This is a genomic window from Bradyrhizobium sp. UFLA06-24 (genome assembly GCF_054967145.1).
Genome location: NZ_JADFUE010000087.1, coordinates 1 through 20,849, shown reverse-complemented (window position 1 = coordinate 20,849; position 20,849 = coordinate 1). Strand labels below are relative to the sequence as shown.

Sequence of the window (20,849 nt, the reverse complement as noted above, 5' to 3'; positions counted from 1 at the left end):
AGGTTCTGGCAGGCTCGACACCCGCCTCGATACGCCGCCTATCTCATTCCGTCATCACCCAGTTTCCCGCATAGCTCTTCCGCGAATACTTCCGCTCCAATACTGAGCCGTAGGGCATCAAAGGAGCGGCGCGTGATGCGCGCCAAAAGCGGCACGCCAGAGTGGCCAGTTTCAAGGGTCAGAACCAAGGTGACCTCAGCATCGCCGTGCGGCAGAGAGGCCGTTATGCGTGCTCGAAATACATTGAGGATAGAGCTTGCGCGCGGAGGTTCGCACGCAATGCTGACGTCGCCGGCAGCGATGCGCAGCCGCAGCCTTGCGCCCGGCCTTAGCGGTACTGCTGGTATCAGAAAGCGCGCGGATTTGAGGCGGAGCTTGACCAGCCCGTAGCGCCCGTCATAACCGCCGACCATAGTATCCAGACAGATTGCCGCTTCACTGCGGCTGGCGAGCGCCGGGTCGCTCTGGGTGACATTGAGCGGACCGGCCGCAGTCACGGTGCCATCTTTCATCATGACGAGATGATCGGCGAGACGTTCGATATCGGTGATGTCATGGCTGATGTAGATCATCGGCAACGCAAGCGATTGCAGGATGCGTTCGAGAAATGGCAGGATCTCGCATTTGGCGGAGCGGTCGCGCACAATGAGTGGATCGTCCAGCAGGAGTAGCCGAGGCTGGCCTAGCAGCGCACTGCCAAGGGCAAGTCGCTGCCGCTCGGTCTTGGAAAGATGTGATGGCGTACGCTCGAGCAGTGGCGCCAAGCCGAGCAATTCGACCACACCATCAAAATCGATCAGTGTCGGTTCCGAGTTTGACGCGTTGTATAAAAGGGTGCGTCGTACCGACAAATGAGAAGAGAGGATCGGTAGCTGAAATACATATGCGACGCGACGCAGATGAGGCGGTCGAAACGTCGTCTCATCTTGCCAAATCTCCCCATCAATCGCACAGAAGCCATTCGGCAGACGCTGCACGCCAGCGATGCAGCGCGCGAGTGTAGTTTTGCCGCACCCAGGCGGACCAAAAATCGCTGTGACGCCTTTGGCCGGTACGCTGAACTGCGTATCAAGCAGAATGCTCGCGAGCGAGCCGTTGAAGGCAACCTCAATATAGCCCTTCTTGGCTTCGTTGGTGAACCCGCCCATGTGCTGTATCTTCCATCTAAGTGAGGAGCCTAGCGGCTGCACTGGAGGTGATCGTTATGCTGCTGGCCATCCAGTCTATTCCGCTCCAGCACGGCGCTGCTGCTCGCAAGAGGGTATAAAGTGGGAGGGAGGCGTGCAGAGCGGTTTCAAGTCCGGAGCCTTGTTGAGCAGCTCCACGCCGGTGGATCGTGGCAATCGGTACGGTGGCCGGCGCGCTTACCTTAAGAGTTAAGCGCCGCCTTTCCAGCAACGCGAGGTCTTTGGTCTGCTTGGCCGGGCCGAGGCCTTCTGGTGAATGTTGAATGGCGCGGCTTGAGAGGTTGGGGGGCAAAGATGCCGGCTCACGCCAAAGCTGAATACTGGCCCGCGGCCGGAAATCGGCATCAATGATCCCACAGCTTCGCGAGCCGATTTGAAGTCTGCCCAGTAGCTGATCGTAGCCTCTGCACTCTCAGGTGCGACCAGCATCAGCGCCAGGTCGATTAACATGAATCGAATAAGTCTCATTGGAACTCCGGCTCCGCCTGAGCCGCTTCCTTCCCGGCAACTGGCTGATACTTACCCAGCAATCCGCGTGCCGTTCGAAGTGATAACTGGGCGGTTAGCGGCAAGGGAGGCGTTTTATCTGTCTCCACTCCGCGTCTTAAATCGCCGCATCCTATTGTAGGACTTTGACGCTCGCGTCTCCAACCGCACATGCAGGGCCGTGAGGCGGCACCCAAGGATCATGCCAAGCCTCTCGCGTTCGAGATCGTGCTTTGGCGAATATGCGGCCGTAGAGCTCGTCAATGATGCACAACTCCATGCCATCCGACTGACGCGCCATCCGATCTACTCGGCGGAGAAGGCCTGTAGACGGTCGCTTGGCGAAAGCGCTGACCGAGATGATATGCGGTGCCCGCGCGCTCAAAGTGCTTGAATCGACCGTAACGTCAGGTTGTAGGCATGGCGAAGCAGAAAACCATATTGGGAGCCAACATGGGCACATAAGTGCTAAACGGCCGATCTCTGTTTGTCGCGGTCTTCGCAATGCGTGTTGCGAGTGGCGGGATAATGATTCGGAGCGCGGCAATCATTGCAGCCGGCCCGCGAGAAGCGAGACTCATGGCTGCCGAGGCATTCCAATCCGGTAAACAGATCACCTCTCGGGGCAAAGAAAAACAGAGAAGCACAGGCGTCTTATGAGGGGTTTGGTCAATCAAGAGCGACGAATGGGCTGGACTTGCAATGCGCATCGCTTTGCAGCCGTCCTCGCTGCGATCGCGATCGCTGCGACATGGTGCACAGGACACGCTCGCGCGCGAGATCGGCGAGCCGAGGAAGTCTTGGCGTCGTGCAAATCAGACGTGATCCGCTTCTGTGACCGCTTTACAGGCCGTAGCGATGTTGACGTGGCCATGTTTTGTCTTAGGGACAATTTCAAAAACTTGCACCGCGAATGCCGGCGCATGATGCCAACCGCGGCAAACGAAAACGATGCACCGAGACAATCGCTCAACAAGCGCCCGGTAGGCCCTCATCGAGAGACGCGGCAGTTGCGAACTCGAACGATAGTGAAGTATTCAGACTGACGGGCGGCGGGGTTGGCCAGCTTGGTGGCTGAAGGTCGACCGGGCTGGAGCATCAGCCTGCCGAGGCGCAGTCGGCTGGGTGGGACCGATCCGTGATTGGATTGGCTCGATTAGCGATACAGTTGCCCAGGCGTGGTGCGGCCTTGAATTTCGAGTTTCGTGCTGCAGCAGTTGCGCTTTGTTCAGCGCTGTAGCCATTCGCGGCTTCGAGGTTTTGTGAAGTTGCTTTCGTCTCTCTGTGGCTGGTCCCAAGGGCAATCAGCGTCAGCTGTGGAGGCAGTGGACCGTACTGTCATCAATTTATGGCATTGTGGCCCGCGACTACGTATTTTTGCGGAAGTGGCTAAGTCGGCTGCGACAGCCAATGATTGCCGGAATATCAGCGCGTTTGTTTCATCGCGGTTGCCTTAGATTTCTCAGGATTACCTTCGGCTAGACTGAGCTGTAACAGATTGGGCTAGGAAACCTCTTTTGTTAGCCGCTGATCGATTTCCCCATGCAACCGCTTGATACCATTGCGGCGTTCTCTATGGGCGCTTCAGGGGAGTCGCTTCGCCCGATTGTGGTGCTCCTGACCGAATACACTTTAGAGCTCAAGGCGAAAGGAAACGCCGTCGACGAGAGCCGTTCAAAGGCAGAGAGCTGTTCATGCAGACGCTTCTCAAGGGCCTTGCGTTCGGTGCCAGGCAGGTCGGTGTTAAGTAGCCGGCGGCAGCGCCAGATTCCGTTTCGCAGCCATCTGATCTCACTTAGCGTATCATCAATCGAAGTCATCACGGATGTTGATCCTTAAGTGTAAAACATGGCGATGCTCGTCGAGCGGTCGTTCCCTGGCTCCGCATTCCTGCCGGATAGTTGAGCCGACAACGGCGTATCGCCCGCTCGTGTCCGGAGGAGGCGAGAAGTCCGATGTATGCGACGCTTATAAGTCAATATTATCCTACGCCGCGCGTTTGGCGAGAAATCGCGGCAGATCCTCGCGGTTTCAATGCGCCGCGAACGTGTGTCCTGCACAATTCCAGCGCTCATAGGGTTAAGCGTGTTTAACGCGAGATCAACAAGGCGCACTAGCTGCTCGAGTTATTTGGTCGCGGCGCAGCTAGGCTACACTGAGCTCGACACAGAAAATCTGTCGTACCAGTGACAGATGCACCTGTCCGATTATCCAGTCGGAAGGATACCGTGAAGAGCCGCTCGATCGCCGTTTGCCGGTTCACGTGACCAATGTTAAAATGGCTGGGAACTCCGCGTCGAAGAGAATTAGCGAGCCCGCGGTGTTGACATCGGGGCGCGCTGCGTCTCGTAGCCAAGCGCGTTAGCGCGATAGGCTGCAAGCTTTTGAGCTCAGCTATCGCCCAAGCGTTTGACCCCGGGGAGAAGTATGGCCGCCTCGCCTCACGTCACAGCAAAGTTGCCGGCCTAAACGCGCTGCTGCCGGCGGACCGGCACCCGCCACCAGCCGGTCCAGCACAAAGTGATTCGTCTGCGGAGAGCTGAGCCCAAGGTTACGGAATTACAAACGCCATTCGTCATTTCGTCGCTCCGGACTGCGTCAGGTTATCGACAGGTGGCGCTCGTATCATGAGCGCCGCTACTCCCTTGCAGGCTTGGCTCAATGGGCGCAGAGCTCGCAGGCGAGACCGGTGGACTGCAATATCAATTGATCCGCGAGCGAAACGCCGTCTGGATTCGCTACACTGTCTGCAGTGGGTGCTAGTTGCAGAAGCGTATCCGGGCCATTCGTGCCTGTCGGCACGCTTGTGGGATCGCACCTCACTCCTTGTGGGCCGGTGGCGCGTCAGCCATAGTAGAGGATTGGCGGTTCTAAGATGCGCCGCCCCGGCGCATTCGCTTCATTTTGCTACCGAAGAAACGATATCGATGAACACAGAACAGCTCGTCACTCGTATTCCTTCCGCAACTTCCGATTTGGAAAGCTCCGAACCAGGCTCTCCGGCCGCACCGCTGTGGGGAGAGACCTTGGCCGGCGTGCACACGTCCGCTGCCGGAGCGGTTGCCTCGCCGGAGGAGGTGCTGGCCAACTGGGCTGCCGAAGACGGGCAGGGGCAACATGGGGATCGGCAACAAGCGGTAAGCCGAACGTCGGCTTGGCGGGGGACGGGTGATCTCAATCAGCCGCTAGATCTGTCGTCTCGGTCCCTTACCGCCTTGCCTGCGCCCATTTTGGCCGAGGTGCGCCGCCTGAATGTGGATCACAATCAGCTCGACAGCCTGCCCGAGACACTTTCGACCGGCCTCCAGCGGCTCTAGGCCATCAGCAATGGGCTGACGCGCCTGCCTGCAGAGACCGTGAACTACCATCACTAGGCGTTCCGCCTGGCGGTCGCCGAAGATCTGCGGCAGGCAGCCGTCAGGCCCCGTTTACGCGAGCAGTATTTCGAGTTGGCTTCGGGAGCGAACGGGAGCTGCGAAGATCGCGTTACTTTGGTCTGGAACGGCATGCAGACCGCACGCCTGAACGCTGATGTCGAGGACGGACTCTATGACGGGCGCCTCGGCGAACTGCTCCAGAACGACCGCGTCTTGTTTCGCTTGGAAGCGCTTGACGGGATCGCGCGCGAGAGGGGCAACTCACTTCGCCGTGCCGATCCCGACGCGGATGTCGACGAGATCGAGGTTTATCTTGCCTACCAAGCCCAGCTGCGGGACGCCCTGGAGCTGCGGCACAACGCTCCCGACATGCGCTTCATGAATGTGTCTCAAGTGACCGAGGCCGATGTGGCCAGGGCCGAGGCGTCGGCGCGGGACGGGAAGCGGCGGAATTTCGGGACTATTTAGCGACGCGATGGCAACCATGGAAAGCGTGGTGAGGCGTATGGTACCCCAAGATTATGCTGAAATGCAGGAGCGGCTCGTCGGCGTGATGGGTGTACAATTTGAAACCCGCTTGGATGAGCGACTGGCTGAGCATGGTCTGACGGGCGATGCCGATGCCGAGCCGGTCCTCGGCGCCAGATACGAAACGAGATTGCCCGCGCGATCAAAAGCGCGCTCCTGCATCAGGTCCTCGGGAAGCTCGGCCTTCAGCTATGAGCGCACCTCCGAAGGAGGGTCCGTCGATCCGCCTCGCCGGTCACAAAAGTCAAAATTTAATCGACGCCTTCCGGGACGGACTGCCTGCATGACGGACTGTCTGCATGAGCCATTGCCGAATGAGCTCTGTTAATTGCGCCCGTGCGTCCGTGCGGACGATCATGGTATAGGATGGACATCCAAGAGAAGATTAGCAAAACGCAATGCGTTCACGTTGCGAGCGCCGTTGAACTCAGCGCTCAACGGCCTCTCATAGGCCAGACAAATAGATGGGGGATCAGACCGATCTCTTCAAGTCGCCCTCGTGCAACGTAGGCTACCGATGTCCGTCCCCCGCGGCCGATCCCACCTTCGCAGCGTCACACTCGAATCCAGATCGCGAAACATGCCGTAATTCCGCCGGATCCATTGATGCAGCTCGGTGGACCAGTCCTTCTCGTTGCGCAGATACCCAGTGAAGGAAAAGCCAAGCCGATCTATATATCTCTTAAGGAACAGCGGTAGTGCGGAAATTCGAATCACCCGATCGCCGTCCATCGCTTCAGGTAATCCGCCGCGCAGTGCGAATTCATTGTGGATGATGACCAGCGAGGCCGGGGGAATTCGCCGCCGCAGCATCTCGTAACCACGAAAGGAGATGCGATCTGCGCCCGCGACGAAGAGTACGACAGGGGTGACACAGCACCGCGCCGTCTCCTTGACGAAGCCAATCTCCTCGCACATCTTGAAGAATTCGTCGAAGGCGTGAAAGCCGAGATCGATTACTTTGGGTACACGATCGTGAACGATGAGAGGGTCCATCAGCTGCATCTTGCCGTATGTGTCGATCACATCCGCGGTCTCCGTGATGTTGGGCAGGTAGTCGAGCAATGATGGCTCTTTCAAGTTGACGTCAAACGACAGCGTTGTACCGTCTTTCAGCAGCAAGAACTCGCTCATGGCCCGAGCGATGAGGGTTTTACCGACCTGCGGGCTAGGTGAGCAGATGATGTAGATGGGGGTCGCTAACATAGCCAGCAGATCAATTTCGTTCCGTGCGTGGGCTCGAGCTTGCCGGATATACGGCTACTTCTCGCCGGCCCGGGTGGCGGACTTGGCCCCGGCCAATTCCGTCAAGTTGATGCGATCAAATTCGCTCCAGACATTTGCCAGCCAGTGCCGGACATAGCCGCGCAGCACGAAGGAGTTGTTCGCGGGTTCATCATTGCGTCCCTTGTTCGCGACGAAGTCTATGAACGGGACGGACGCGACTTCCACCTGCTCATACGCCATCTCGTTAAGCTTCGGGATGGTCAACTCAGTCGCATGTTTGATGCGATGAAAATAGGAATTATAAGTGGCTTGATCCCACTGGAAGAATTGAGTGTCGTTGATGAAGTTCTTGACCAGGTAGTACTTTGCACCGGTCATGAAAGTCGCGGTTTCCTCGATCTCGTCTAGCGACGCGATAGATGATCCCAGGATGTGGAACACGGCAAATGTGATCTGGCCAGACCGTGCCGAGTCCAGAAAGCCGATGTTGCGCAAGGAAGCCAGCGCAGAGGACAGTAGGCCTGCGCGAGCATCGATGACAGTGACGGACAGCCCTGAGTTCAAGGTATCGAAGATCTTCATCTGGTCCGCCGTCGCAGTCATGTCGACGATCTCAGTGATCCCGGGGTAAAAGCGCTTCAGCGTTCCCCGGGGCGACTCCGTGTCGAACGCGCGTATTTGCACGTTATTGACGCTAAAGTAGTCCAGTAGCGTTCGTGATACGGTCGTCTTGCCGACTCCTCCCTTGTCCGCACCGACTACAATTACCACTGGCTTCACCATAGAAACATCTCCTGAGCTCTTGCTATTGCCGCGCGCAAAGTGCGCTATCGGCGCGTCACTGCTTTGGGTGCGAACATGGCGGAAAGAAGGGGCAATGAACCGCCGATGCGAGAGCTCTGCAACTGATAAGCGTTTTCAACATCTAGCGAGTAACGTCGCGTGATGATGCAGCTCCGGCAATGGGAGTAATCACTTGTACTGGTGATTTACGTGAGGTTTGTGTGCGGCTGGAATATGCGGGGCAAGAATCAAAGTCTGCCCATGGTGATCGTTGGATTGCCGTAGGTTCGCTATGGATGCTGTCGCTGCCGCTATCAAATTTTAATGGGAGACCGAGTCTTACGTAGCGTCAGATTGCGAGCTCGATGAAAGCGCAAATCGGGGGGATGCTAGGCGGTCCGACTATGGCTTCGCAGACCATCAAAGGTCTACTGGATCAGATCGCCGTCTTTTCGGCATGCCGAGGAATATCTCCACGAGCTAAAGGTGAGTGGCTAAAGGCCTCTCTGCGCGCGAGAGCTAAGCACATGGGCTGCTAGAAAATAAATTGGGCGGCGTCGTCGGGCCGGTGTCTAGCTGATCGGCGCCCGGCGGGGGTGTAGTCCTGGACGGCACAATGGCCGCCTGCGCTGCGTCCTTTGGGGCGCGGCCGACGATAATTGTGAGCAGACCCCCGCCCCACAGCCGCTGCGCTGCTCTCTTTGGCGTCTTCCAGCGTCACCGCATCGACGACGGCATTCTGGTTTTCGAGATAGTCGATAGGCAACTTGTCAAGCTGATGCTGCAGTAGCGTTCGCGCCAGTTTTGATGATGTGTTGAGAGCTACCAGTTGCGAGCCCTTCAGGTAGGACTTTGCGTCATCGAGCTCCTGCTGAGTCGGTCCTTCCGCGGCGATCTGTCGGACCTGCTTCTCGATTTCTTCAACCGTTTCACCGGCCCGATCGGCGCAGGTGCCGCTGGTACCGAGAAACATGGCTGAATGATCCAGCCAGACAAGCTGCTCACGGACTGAATAAGCCAGTCCGCGCTTCTCGCGGACTTCGCGGAACAGGCGTGACGTCAGGCCGCCGCCGCCGAGAATGTGGTTGACGATACAGGCGGGCATGAAACCCGGCTCGCTGCGACGGACGGCTGGACCGCCAAAAGTCACAACTGTCTGCGGCACATCGAGCTGAATAAAGACCCGCTGCGGCGGCTTTGCTGCGATGACGTCGGCGACCGGCATCGCTTCCGCGTTGCTCGGCAGGCTGCCAAAGGTCTTATCGAGCAGCTTGCAGACGGCCCCTGGATCGACCCCGCCGACCACCGCGATTTTGAACGTGTCTTTTTGCAATGACGCGCCGGACATAACCCTTGAGATCCTCGGCCTCTATCTTCGGCACGCTTTCCAAGTAGCCATCGACTGGGCGAGCATAGGGATGATCCCCAAAAGCGACTTCGAGGAACTTGCGGCGAGCCAGCGACGAAGGATCGGTTGAGTCGTGCCGAAGGCGCGCAAGCACAGCGGCACGGTTCCATTCGACGTCGGCGGCCTCAAAACGCGGCGAGGTTAGCGCGATCCGTAAAAGCTCGAAGGCCTCCTCCGCGCTGTCATTGATCGTGCGCAAGGCACCGCGGAAGTGATCATGGGTCACGTGAAAACGCAGCTCAATGGCATGGCGGTCCAGCCGCTGATGAAAGGTCTTGAAGTCAAATTTGCCGGAACCTTCCTTGAGCAGCCCAGAAACCATGTGGGCTACGCCAGGTCTTTGAGCGGGATCCTGAGCCGCGCCGCCGGTGAAGGCATATTCCATCGAGATCAATGGGACAGTGGAGTCCTGCACGAACCAGGCTTCTATGCCGCAAGACGAAATCAAACGCTTGATCCTGGTCCGGTCCAGTGATCGTGGTGCGGCATGCGAATTTGACGAAGCGAGCACCGCCATGGAGAGGGAGGCTCCTCCAAGGAGGATCCCGCGTCGAGTGCAAGGATGGATCACTAGAGCGTCTCCCAGTGTTGCGGGGTAGACTCTTTGACGAGATAGCCGGTTACCGCTCGTTTCTTGTCGAGCCATATCCGCGCGGCCTCATGCACCTGCGGTGCGCCGACCGCTCGGATGTCGTCCGGCCAGCGTTGTACATCCTCGATGCATAGTCCCGTCGTCAGGGCGCGGCCATACCAGTGAGCGAGCAGTTCCTGACTGTCTTGGGCGTAGGCGACTTGCGCGGTTAGCCGCGTCTTCGCCCGCTGGAGATCTTCGGCACTCGCGGGATTACGGGCAATACCGGCGATTACCTCGTCGATGCAGCGCTCGATCAGGCTGAGGTTGGCGCCAGGCTTTGGTATGACGGAAATCTCGAATAGCGATGGATCGAGCGCGGCAGAGTGGTAGCTCGCCCTGGCGGTGACCGCGAGCTGCTTTTCGACAACCAGCGAGAGATAGAGATATGAGTTAATGCCGCCGCCCATCAACTGCTCGAGCACCTCAAGCGCTGGACCCTCGCCCGCGGCCGCGCTGCGAGTCGAGGGTACGAGATAATAGCGGCGCAGGGCCGGCTGCTCGACGCGGGCATCGGCCAGTGTCACTCTGCGCTGCGCGGCCGGCGGCGGTTCCTGCGGCCGCAGGCGTTCCTTGGGAATCGAAGGTTGCGCGGGGATGCCGCCAAACGTCTCCTTCACCATGGAGCGCATTTCCTTGGTGGCTACGTCGCCAGCGACAATCAGGATCGCGTTGTTAGGTGCATAGAAGCGCCGGTAGAAGGCAAGCGCGTCCTCTCGGGTAAGCTTTTCGATTTCCTGGCGCCACGCGATAATAGGGTGGCCGTAGGGGTGGTTGAGGTAAAGCGCCGCCATCATCTGCTCAGCAAGCCGGTTACCTGGATGGTTGGCGACCCTCATATTGAATTCCTCCAGCACGACGTCTCGCTCGGAGAGCACGTTCTCGTCCTTGAGAACGAGACCGGTCATGCGGTCGGCTTCAAATTCCATCATCTTGCCGAGGTGCTCTCGAGGCACGTGCTGGAAGTAGCTGGTGAAGTCGAACCCGGTAAAGGCGTTCTGGTAGCCGCTGGCGCGCAGCACGGCCTTGGAGAATTCATCCGCCGGATGTTTGGAAGTACCCTTGAACATCAGGTGTTCGAGGAAATGCGCAAGCCCCGATTTGCCGGGCGGTTCATCCGCGGAACCGACCTTATACCAGATCATCTGAGTGACGACTGGTGTGCGATGATCCTGGATCACAACCACCTGCAGGTCGTTATGAAGCGTGAAGCATGCTGCTCGATCTGATCTGACCGTGCCGGCATAGACGCTAACCGCCGGAGTGGTGCGCGTCGTCGAGTCCAAGGCTTCAGGTGGCCAAATGTAACCGTCGACATGTCATGAACACAACCTTGCGCACAACGTCTCAGGAGAACTTGGCGTCTCTGGAGATTTGGGGGTAGATCAAGCGCGATATACGCTGGCACAACACTCAGCAGCTTGCCGTCACACATCTCGCTCTACACGATGAGCGGCTTGACGATTTGTCTGCCAGCGAGCAGCTCCTCTGAGTACACTGCGCCGAAGTAGTCCAGGATGAACGTGCGACAACAGCGTAGTTTATCGGCCGCGCGCATCAGGTGCCGCGGGGGAGCGCGATTGAGAAGATTTGCCGCAAAAGCCCATCGGTTGTTGACGCGCGAGGTAAACAAATGCTCAGCGATAGCTTCGATGAGACAGTGGAAGTCACTTGCCGGCCGTCGCGGTTTACGTAAGGCAAAGGGAAGCCGAGCGCACCGCTCACCGTCCTTAAATCACCTGCCAACAAGTCACTCAGATTAAGGATACCAAGGGCACCGCAGATCGCGGTCATGTGATTTGCGGTTGCAAGCCGGAGCCTGGTTGGCGCATGTTAACTACTTCGCTATTTCTCCTCTCTCTTATCTGAACGACAAGATGCCAGAAGGGCGTGGATGTAGCAGTGCCGAGCGGGTTTGATGAGGATGTGATCCTCCCGGAGGACGTTCATGCCGGCAAGATTCTGCCAACCAATCATGCCGTCCGCTGCCGGCGGCTAAAGGGCTGAAAACGGTTTGCGAGCAAGTTTTTTCCCGGGAAGGCAGAGGAGGAGATCCTCACATGGCAGGACCGGGTGTCATGGAGATCGTGCGCCGCCATCGCGCGCTGTAGCTTCGCAGTGCCGATAGACCGCGTCATTTCGGCTGATACAAGGAGGCTCTTTGCTGGCGCAAGCTGCAGATCAGGAGGAACACGAGGCTGCGGAGTCCGAGAGATAATCGATCTGCTGCTCGTCCGGCTTGATTCCGCCAGACGAAAGGACCCACAGCGCAGTCCAACTCCGCCTGCGGATACGGAAAAGATGTCGGTGCTCAAGAGTACATGCAGCAGGAAATGAGATAGAGGCCTGATCTTGCCCCGCCGATCCGGCCAATCGCTCTTCGTGTGATGCCTGTAGGCTCTACATAAAGTCATATTCCTCATCATACGGATCGTTCGCGGGCTTCGCTACACTCTCGGTATACTTGGCATTGCCGCTGTTGTCTTCAGTCGCGGCAAGATACAAAGGCGGCTTACCCGCCCGCTGCCAATTGCCGCCTTCGTTCTTCCATTTGTCATCGTGCTTGGTGGGATCTAGCACCATCATCGAGTCACTAACCTCAAGAAAGCCCAACGCTGCCGCGCGGGCTTTCGCTTCCGGATTGGAAGAGTGGGAGAGAACGAGCGGTTTGTTTCCGTCGATCTGGAGCTGATGTTCAAGCAAGATATCGCCCGCGTTCTCGACGAGCGGATGAGTAACCCGGAAAGCTATTGTTGAGGTGATTTCATCTCGTCCAGGAAATTGATGGCGCCAATCATTGTTGCCCTTGAACAGCTCACTCATGCGGCCTCCGGGTTCCGTTCTCAGAAGCCCGACGCTCTTGTTCCCAAGCTGATAGCTGAAAAAGCACGATTTCTCCGAAATAGACTTCGTGCCGAAGCGAAATGCAGTGTCCGCTGTGCGTGAGCCTTTTCGGAAACCCAGCGCGAGTATCGCTGCGGATTGGCAGCAATATCCTCTATGTCTCCTCCATAAAAACCTGCCAGCTTATTCTCAAACGAAGATTTTGAGATCTCAACCACCGGCCGCTCGTCAACCAGCGCGTATGGCGGGACTGCTGCCAAAGATGCATCAACGGAGCAGCTCGATGGCGCCAAACTCAGAGCAGAGAATACATCCAAGAATCTTGGGCTATCCGTGTGGGAGCCATCGTCCGAGCTCGTTCCCATTTCATCGAGCTCGGACGCACGTTCGCTGTTAGATAGAGCTTTAGTGTTTTGAAACATAACACGTCCTGTTATGTCGGCGAGGCCGCGCTGGAGTGGGGTTCCGCGCTCATAGTAAGCCTAGCTGTCGGCAAGCTGACAGCTAAGCATCACGCTTCGCTATTCCTGCCCGCTCTTGATCGCCTTATCTTGAACGAGCCAATGCTTTCCGGCTGCCCGCCTGAGGTGCTGCGCTGGCATCGCCGGCGTCCATCTTGCCTTGAAGGGCGAGGGACAGTCCGAAATTGTTGCGCAGCATCGGGTTTGCAGGTTCCGCCGCGAGAGCTTGGCGGTATAGCTCTTGGGCTTCCTGATGACGGCCCTCGTGATCGAGAACAACTGCTTTGGCATTTAATGCGCGCAGGTCGCCAGGGGTTGCCAATAACACGCCGTCGAGCACCTCAAGCGCATCATTCGGACAGTTGCGTGCCAGCAGGGCTCGCGCAAGAGGAATAGCCGCATCAATGTTGTTCGGCTGTTGCTTCAATGCGTCGCGCAGAGCCCCTTCATCAGCATCTCGGCCAAGCGCGTGCGAAATGCGCTCGCGCGCGGCGGGGTCGATCTCTTCGCTGTCTGCGAGGTCTGATGCGGACCTCTGCTGCGGTGAAAGGCCATGTTTGTCTGCGGTAGCGCAACCAGCGAGCAGCACAACAGTCAGCATCGCAAGCAGAGCCGGCCGCAGCCTTGGACTGGCGGAGCACAGATATCGGCGGAAGCTGGTGTCATTAGATTTCATCGGCTACTCACAAGGTAGTGCTGCGCACTCTTAGCTTGCAGCTGTTAGGAGCCCTCCTGAGGAAGGCGCCTTTGGAAGCTTGACGGATCCGATCGGCCGGACCGTGAAGTCCGCGGCGAGATCTTGATAGGACAGAACAGGCAAGTCGATTCCGTTGCGCGTGAGAAAACCGCGCACGAAACGCCGGATATCCATCGAACCGAGGACGACAGGCTGGCTCTTACTTTGCGCGATGGTCGCATGAATCTGACGAAATTGTGCAAGCAGCTTTTCGCTCTGCCATTCATCCAAGACGAGATATGGGCCTACGGCCGTTTCCCGTACTGCGCCGCGGATGATTTCCTCGCTCTCACGCTCGATGATAAAGGCGACCACGACGCGATGGGCATTAGCATACCGGAAGCAGATTTGGCGTTTTAAGGTAGCACGAACATACTCGGTGAGCAGGACGGCGTTTTGCTCGCGCTCGCTCCATTCTGCCAATGCCTCCAGAAGCAAGCGGGTATTGCGGATTGGAATGCCTTCATCGAGCAAGCGGCGCAGGACCTCGGCGATCCGAGGGACGGTGGCCGTACGCAGTACCTCCTTCACCAGATCAGGGTATTCCTGCTCCATCCGAGCGAGCAATTGGCGGGTTTCCTGAATACCGACCAGGCGCTGTGCAAAGCGCGTCAATGTGGAATGGAGACGTAAGGCAAGAACTTCGCTTAGCCGATGATATCCGATTCCGGCGGCCTTGAGAGCCGCTGCATGCCGTTCTTCGATCCAGACCCGATTCGTTTCAGGGTCTTGTTGAAAGGGGATGCCGCTCAATTCGATGTTCGCGACATCGTCGTTGAGTGCCAAGTGCCCGGGATTGATCACATCACGCTCAACTGGCACACTATCGACATCGACCCTGAACTGCGACGAGGACAAGCTGTCGCCAATCTGGGCAGGGATCCGCGGAATGGTGATGCCAAGGTCCGCCGACACGAGCCTTGAAACACGCGAAATGCTCTCTTCCAGCTCGTCTTTGTCGATCGAATCCGTCAGGTTTGGTGCAAGGAACAACGCGATCGGAAGCGCTTCCGCATGTGCGGCCTGCTTTTGGACCGCTGCAGGAACCGGCGCCGATGCCGCGGCGCTAGCTCCTATTTTGGCGGCAGGCTTGTCGTCTTTGGGGCCGACCTTGACGTAGCTTGCGGCAGCGAACAGGACGGCCAGCACGGCAAACGGGGGCAAAGGAAAGCCAGGAACGAGCCCCATGAATACCAAGACGCAAGCGGCTAGCCTAAGTGCCTCCGTACTTGCGGTAAGTTGGTGAACGATATCGGCGCCGAGTCTGAGTTTGGAGGGTCCGTTGACGCGCGTGACAATGGTCGCGGCGGTAATTGACAGCAGCAGCGCCGGAATCTGCGAAATGAGCGCATCACCAATCGTCAAAAGAGTATATTGATGCAGCGCTTCATCGAGCGACATGCCCTTGGAGAGCAGGCCGATGCTTATTCCGCCAAGCATATTGATGCAGATCACGATCAGCCCGGCGATCGCGTCTCCCTTAACGAACTTCATGGCACCATCCATAGCGCCATGAAGCTGACTCTCTTGTTCCAAGGCGGCACGTCGGCGGCGTGCTTCGTGTTGATCGATGTGGCTGTTGCGTAGCTCCGCATCGATCGCCATCTGCTTGCCTGGTAGCGCGTCAAGCGTGAAGCGCGCAGACACCTCTGCGACGCGTTCGGCACCCTTGGCAAGAACCATGAATTGGACCATGGTCACGATCAAGAATATGACAATTCCGACCGCAATATTCCCTGAAATGACGAAGTCGCCGAAGGTGTGAATGATGCTGCCCGCGTCGCCTTCGGCGAGGATCAGCCGTGTTGTTGCAATCGTCAGCGCCAGCCGAAATACGGTGGAGATCAGGATGACGCCCGGCAAGGACGAGAAATCAAGCGGTGTGCTGAGATAGAGGGCAACCATCAGCAGCAATATGGCAAAGCCAAGATTGAAGCCGATCAGCATGTCGATCACGATGATTGGGATTGGCATGATCATCATGCCGATCGCTAGAAGCAGCATCAAGGCAACCATGAAATCCGGGTGGGCCGGAGCGCGCACGACAAAGCCGCGCAAGGTGTTGGCCATGATAGATCCCTATTGCTTTCGGATGAGGGCTGTACTCGCGCGCAATGACACATAGGTCTGGAAGACCTCGCGAGCCTCGGCCATGCGGCCAGCGTGCCGTAGCGCGTGACTGCGCAACAGCGTCATCGGTATGCGAGAAGAGGGTTGCGTATCAAGTGCGTCCAGCCGGTCCAGCACATGGAGTGCTTCCTCGCCGAGGCCCTCGGCGATGAGCGTGTAGGCTAGAATGCGGAGTAGACCGACGTCGTTGGAATGCTCGCGAGCTGCAATTCGCAACAGAGCCAGGCTGTGTGCGCTCTGCCCGCACGCGAGATGGACATATGAGAGTGCGCAAAGCAGGTCGCGCTCTGGCCCGGAGATCGACGGAATATCGCCGGATTTTGAGACTCCTGGAGCCAGGGGAACGGCGACGCGATGCAATCCATCAGGATCGGCCATGGCTAACCCTTGATTAAGCTGTTTTGGTTTTGTCGGAGCATTAGTAACCGCTGCAGCTCCTGCTGCAGGATTGCCAAGCACTCTCGCGCCGTCTTGTCTTCCGGCGTCGCCTCCAATGTTCGCGTCAAGCGTTCCAGAAGAACACCATGCTTGTCAGCGCGCAGTACGTCGGGATGACGAAGGCGCGGAACTACGAAGGAGAGTAGTCCGCGGGACAGATTGGGACCATAAAGCGAAGCCAATCTCGCGCGTGCATCTACCTCATTCGCTCCTGCTTCGCTTTCGAATAAAGTGACGCGTGAGATGGCGCCGACGGAATCGACCCCGAGCGCCGCTTCGCTCGCGCCATCAATTGGCAGATCATACGAAGCCGCATCCTGCCACGACGCCCGCTTCGTGCCGCTATCCGCATGGGCGCCTCCGACTTCGAGCTTATCACCTCGCGAAGGAGGCGAGCCGATGACTGGTGCGTGCTGGCCCGCATCTAACCCCTGCGATGAGTTGCCGGGCCCTACGGAGTTCTGAGGCAGCCTAGCCATAGCCTTCTCCTTCTCTTTTGCAGGGTAGAGACCTTAATAGGGCAAAGCGGCAGATCGGCCGTTGCGGCTGAGCAGAACTCGTCCATCCTCGATTCGATCAACGGTCCATCCATTACTTAAGAGCGCGCCGACGAAATACTTCTGCCCGGCAATAAGCAGATAAGGTTCGCTTCCGCGCCAGACGGCTTGGACAGCAATCGAAGACGGCATCTTTTCCTCTTTCACCGCGACAGCGTTCACAAGGGTCGGGGTACCATTGCTTTGACGATCGAACCATTGCTGGATTTCTTTCCATTTTGCGACGAGGTCCGGCGCAATCGTCCCTTCCGCGGTCACGACGCCGGGCCCGTGCCCGATCTTGACGTCAGGAAGGCCCTCTCGTTCGATCTGTTGGCGCAGTGATGCGGCCATTTCATCAGCAGCTCTCGCGTCAAAATGATCGACGGTTGGTTTAGCGGCAATTTCGACCGCGTGCGATGATCCGGTGCTTGGCGCCACCGCCCTATCGCCGGGGGCAAAGATGATTGAGACGGTGCCGATCGCGACAGAGCTGAGCAAGATCAGGCTGAGTGCCACGATCGAGCGGCGAGATCGCTTGCTCGAAGCAATTGGTTGGAAATCCTCTGCCGACCAGCGGATGGACATCGCGCCGGCATGAATGATCGCGGGAAGCGGCACTCTGACGCGCTCACCTGTTGCAATGCTAGCGTGACGGTCAATGCTGATTCTGGCAGCGAGCGCTTCGAGCTCGATCGAATCGCGCTGCGGGATGACGCGAAGATGATGCGGTTCGAGCCCTTGTTCAACGAAGATCATGTCCGCATCGAGGCCGCTGCCCACAATGCTCTCGCCGCCCGCCGTCTTTCCTTTGAGCCCGGTATAGACCCCCGAAAGCACCTCGAACTCAAGCGAAACAGAGTCGTTCACGATAATCCCCCGAATAACGAGAGAAGCCGTACGGCGGTGCCGTACGGCTCATCCAGACTTCGTCATTCACAGCGCGGCGACGGTAGCAACTGCGGTGAGCCACCCGTCTTGCAGAATTACTGGACGCGCTCGTCGGCGACCTTCTTCTCGGACGAGAGTTCGGTCGTAATTCTGCGCATTGCCACGGCCTGGGCCTGAACCTTCTGGCTCACACGCTCGAATTCAGCCATCTGGTTCTGGAAGCCGCTATCGCCGGTCTGCTGGGCACCAGCAGCGCCGCCATTTCCGCCAACATTGTCAACCGCCATGTCTATTTGCCTTTCTTTTGGGATAACGCTGGTTCTGATTTGTTACGAGGTGCGGGCCGGCGAGACGATCGCAGGAATGGAAAGGAACATGGGCGTACCGCCGAGCGTGCTGAGCCCGAGGTTCAGCTCCGGGCTCTTGCAGGCAGTCTCGTGCTTGGATTGCACCTCGGTCTTTTCGCCGGCGTCTTTGTGGTCTTCGGCCTTATCATGGTGACCCTCGTCGGGCACCAAGGTGTGGACCACCTTGTCAAAGACCTTGTCCACGGTCCCGCCCAGTGCCGAACCAATTGCCGCTCCGGCCGGGCCGCCTAGGTAACCGCCGGCGGCGCTTCCAATCATTTCTCCGATCATTGCGTTCTCCTATGTTCGTCTTGTTGCGCAGACGACTGTTCGCCTAGCTTCAGCGGCCTCATGCTAGGGGCGCTAGCTTTCGAAAAGCTGACGAGCCTCACGTTGAGGCGAGTGATATTTTGCGGCAGGCTTGCATCTGCTCGCAATCATCGGATCGCCCTGTCGCTCCCAGCGGCGCCCTATAGCCGGCTTGGATGAAGGCGAGTTGAGCCGTGCTTAGCTGCGCGTTCAGGAATGATTTGACTTGGCGGAACCTTCGCAGGCGCGTGGCTTGCAGGGTGGAGCACGGAAGCGGGATAAGGTCATCGAGCCGTGCGGATCTCAGCCCTCGCTTGTCCCGTTTGGCTAAGATGGCGGCTTGCGAAAGCTCACCTTTCGCGAAGTCTTGATGTTTGGGAAAATGCAGCGAGAGTTCAAGCTGTTGATCGCTCCTCGCAGATGATGTGCAGTTCCGGCGGGAGCGCTGATTGCGGTGAGGATGAGATGATTGGCTGATAACCGGCAACGTCGTGTCATTTGCCTGAAGACATGGGAGCACCGCTGGTACCAGACGAATCTTGCCAGGAAGGAATATTAAATCTTGCGATACGTTCAGCGAAGGATGCGTTTCGGACATCCGATCGATGCCAAAGTGCGTGCGGCTTGGCTCGCTGATCATCGTCAGCTTTTCGACAGGTGTTCGGGCTACCGTATCTGTGAGTTGAATGCGCGTGATGTGCTCGTGCGGTTACGGTGATGGGGCGAGAGAGGATCTCCATAGGCTGCCGGTTCTGGCAAGGGAATTAGTCGTTCGTTCGGATGAGCTGATCAGGCGCTCTCATGCAGATCTGAAGCGGCGGATCTTGGGTGACTATGCGCGTAACGCTCACAGTTTTACAGATGTCGTCTATGCAACAGGAGTGAACTAAATGCAGTATCTTCCCGTGGCCGGCCTGCCAGTGGTGGGTGCGCCCGACTCGATGAACGGAGTGGCGCCGGAGGGCGCTGTTGTCACTCCCACCTTCAACGCCATGTTGGGGCAATATGCCCCGGCGAGCTACCAGTACTTGCCGGTAGCCTCACCAGCCCTCGTCGGTACGGCCGTTGGGAGTGTCGTTCCGGTCGTCGTGGCGCCAGCCGTCGTTACGACGCAGGCGTACATGATGGCGCCTCCTCCTTCCACCATGCTGATGAGCCAGCTGAATCAGAATGCCGAGCCTGCTGTGGATCCGGTGTGGACGCATGAGGTCAAGGATGGCAAGGCCACGATCAACCTTGGGGACAAGTATACGATTACGGCCAATGAGAAGGATGGCACGTGGACAGTCCGCAACAACCAGACCGGCCATGTCACGGTCATTCATGGCGACCCGCACGTTGATGCCGACGGAGACGGCAAGGATGACTTCGATTTCAAGAAGGATATGACGTTTCAGCTCGACGACGGCACGAAGATTACTGTGAATAATGTCGACTACGGCAATGGCCAGGCCATCTCTTCAAAGCTTACGATTACGAACGGCCACAACGCGATCGTTGTCGAGGGGCTCGGCGACGACAAGGATGGCAAAAACAATCTGAGGGTGACGCAGTCCAACGCTGGGATGACCCTTGACGAGTTGACGTCTGATGGTGCCCAAACGATCCATGAGAGTGGACAGGGATGGGTCGATGGCGCCGGACGCGCCGTGAATCAGGCGAGTATCGACGACGGCGAGCAAGGGCGTGGGCCGGGCAACTACCAGTATGCAAGCGGAGCGCCCACCTCTACGGCGCCCGTCTTCTTCGTTCCTCCTCCGCCGCCGCCTCTTGCGATGGTGCCTGTTGCGGCTGCCCAGGTGCCCACGCAGTCTTCTCAGCCGGCGCCAGTGTGGTCACATGAGGTCAGGGACGGCAAGGCTGAGATCAAGCTTGGTGATAAGTATTCGATCTTGGTCGACGAAAATGACGGAACAGTGCTCATTCGTAACAGTCAAACAGGCAAGATCACCTCGATTAAAGGCGATCCCCACGTCGATGCCGACGGTGACGGCAAGGTCGACTTTGACTTCAAGAAGAACATGACTTTCCAGCTCGACGACGGCACGAAGATTACTGTCGACACCGTTGATATCGGCAAGGGCAAAACGATGGCCTCGAAGCTGACCATTACTAACGGCGACAATGCCATGGTCGTCGAAGGGCTTGGAGACCGCTTTGACGGTAAGAACAATCTCAAGGTGACGCAGTCGAATGCGGGCCGTACGCTTGATCAATTGACTTCGGACGGAGCCCAGACGATTTATGAACAACCAGGCTCGGGCTGGGTTGACCGGTCTGGACGCCAGGTGAACCAGGAAATCATCGACAGCAATGAGAATCCAGGCACAACGTCCGATGCTTGAGTTGGCCTGAGGTCTGGCTGGTACTGCGAAGCGGTTCCAGCTTATGGGATAAGTCACTGAAGTGGGCGCTAGCGCCCGCTTTTCGTGTTCAGTGAGGAGATGAAGATACTAGTACCCACTTTTCTTGGAACGTGAGTCGTGATTCAAGGTCGGGATGATACCCGAAGCAAGAGAAGTCCACCTTT

17 protein-coding genes and 1 pseudogene are annotated in these 20,849 nt (G+C 57.8%); 4 read left to right on the top strand and 14 right to left on the bottom strand.

Translation table 11 applies throughout. The features are described 5' to 3' along the window. Positions 1-38: 38 nt before the first annotated feature. Entirely contained in the window at positions 39-1,148 is a 1,110-nt protein-coding gene (gene modC / locus IF809_RS34870) for a molybdenum ABC transporter ATP-binding protein (RefSeq protein ID WP_441258652.1), read from the bottom strand. A gap of 2,067 nt (positions 1,149-3,215) precedes the next feature. Here modC and IF809_RS34865 point away from each other — a divergent pair. From IF809_RS34865 to IF809_RS34855, 3 genes are all read left to right on the top strand, one after another. After that, positions 3,216-3,512 carry a hypothetical protein gene (locus tag IF809_RS34865; RefSeq protein ID WP_161170740.1) on the top strand — a complete coding sequence of 99 codons (297 nt, stop codon included), beginning with the start codon at positions 3,216-3,218 and terminating at the stop codon, positions 3,510-3,512. Between the two features lie 1,088 nt (positions 3,513-4,600). Continuing rightward, positions 4,601-4,990, top strand: coding sequence for a hypothetical protein (locus IF809_RS34860; protein ID WP_014497954.1), 390 nt, complete (start codon positions 4,601-4,603; stop codon positions 4,988-4,990). Positions 4,991-5,056: 66 nt separating this feature from the next. Further along, positions 5,057-5,518, top strand: a complete 462-nt coding sequence (locus tag IF809_RS34855; protein WP_080588797.1) for an NEL-type E3 ubiquitin ligase domain-containing protein — start codon at positions 5,057-5,059, stop codon at positions 5,516-5,518. Positions 5,519-6,064: 546 nt separating this feature from the next. Here the strand turns inward: IF809_RS34855 and IF809_RS34850 are convergent. From IF809_RS34850 to IF809_RS34790, 13 genes and pseudogenes are all read right to left on the bottom strand, one after another. After that, positions 6,065-6,784 carry a hypothetical protein gene (locus tag IF809_RS34850; RefSeq protein WP_011084599.1) on the bottom strand — a complete coding sequence of 240 codons (720 nt, stop codon included), beginning with the start codon at positions 6,782-6,784 and terminating at the stop codon, positions 6,065-6,067. Between the two features lie 54 nt (positions 6,785-6,838). Further along, positions 6,839-7,588, bottom strand: a complete 750-nt coding sequence (locus IF809_RS34845; protein WP_011084600.1) for a P-loop NTPase family protein — start codon at positions 7,586-7,588, stop codon at positions 6,839-6,841. Between the two features lie 519 nt (positions 7,589-8,107). Next, positions 8,108-9,513 (bottom strand): annotated as a pseudogene (locus IF809_RS34840) (M16 family metallopeptidase). 53 nt (positions 9,514-9,566) lie between these two features. Then, on the bottom strand, positions 9,567-10,913 hold the full coding sequence (locus IF809_RS34835) for a M16 family metallopeptidase (RefSeq protein ID WP_080588796.1): 1,347 nt from the start codon (positions 10,911-10,913) through the stop codon (positions 9,567-9,569). Positions 10,914-12,027: 1,114 nt separating this feature from the next. Beyond that, a complete protein-coding gene (locus tag IF809_RS34830) occupies positions 12,028-12,450 on the bottom strand; it encodes a hypothetical protein (protein ID WP_011084606.1) in 423 nt (140 codons plus the stop codon). Between the two features lie 567 nt (positions 12,451-13,017). Next, a complete protein-coding gene (locus tag IF809_RS34825; RefSeq protein WP_011084608.1) occupies positions 13,018-13,608 on the bottom strand; it encodes a tetratricopeptide repeat protein in 591 nt (196 codons plus the stop codon). 30 nt (positions 13,609-13,638) lie between these two features. After that, complete coding sequence (sctV, locus tag IF809_RS34820; RefSeq protein ID WP_011084609.1) at positions 13,639-15,738, bottom strand: type III secretion system export apparatus subunit SctV; 2,100 nt, start codon at positions 15,736-15,738, stop codon at positions 13,639-13,641. Between the two features lie 9 nt (positions 15,739-15,747). Next, positions 15,748-16,176 carry a tetratricopeptide repeat protein gene (locus IF809_RS34815; protein WP_011084610.1) on the bottom strand — a complete coding sequence of 143 codons (429 nt, stop codon included), beginning with the start codon at positions 16,174-16,176 and terminating at the stop codon, positions 15,748-15,750. Positions 16,177-16,178: 2 nt separating this feature from the next. Next, complete coding sequence (locus tag IF809_RS34810; protein ID WP_011084611.1) at positions 16,179-16,715, bottom strand: hypothetical protein; 537 nt, start codon at positions 16,713-16,715, stop codon at positions 16,179-16,181. Between the two features lie 33 nt (positions 16,716-16,748). Next, positions 16,749-17,642 carry a SctD/MshK family protein gene (locus tag IF809_RS34805; protein WP_011084612.1) on the bottom strand — a complete coding sequence of 298 codons (894 nt, stop codon included), beginning with the start codon at positions 17,640-17,642 and terminating at the stop codon, positions 16,749-16,751. Positions 17,643-17,758: 116 nt separating this feature from the next. Beyond that, positions 17,759-17,950, bottom strand: a complete 192-nt coding sequence (locus IF809_RS34800) for a hypothetical protein (protein ID WP_014497948.1) — start codon at positions 17,948-17,950, stop codon at positions 17,759-17,761. Positions 17,951-17,992: 42 nt separating this feature from the next. Then, positions 17,993-18,301 carry a hypothetical protein gene (locus IF809_RS34795; protein WP_011084613.1) on the bottom strand — a complete coding sequence of 103 codons (309 nt, stop codon included), beginning with the start codon at positions 18,299-18,301 and terminating at the stop codon, positions 17,993-17,995. Positions 18,302-18,398: 97 nt separating this feature from the next. Continuing rightward, a complete protein-coding gene (locus IF809_RS34790; RefSeq protein WP_080588795.1) occupies positions 18,399-18,959 on the bottom strand; it encodes a hypothetical protein in 561 nt (186 codons plus the stop codon). Between the two features lie 250 nt (positions 18,960-19,209). On the opposite strand from IF809_RS34790, the gene IF809_RS34785 reads away from it, so the two are divergent. Next, positions 19,210-20,664: a DUF1521 domain-containing protein gene (locus IF809_RS34785; protein ID WP_014497946.1), complete on the top strand. Its 1,455-nt coding sequence runs from the start codon at positions 19,210-19,212 to the stop codon at positions 20,662-20,664. Positions 20,665-20,849 lie beyond the last annotated feature (185 nt).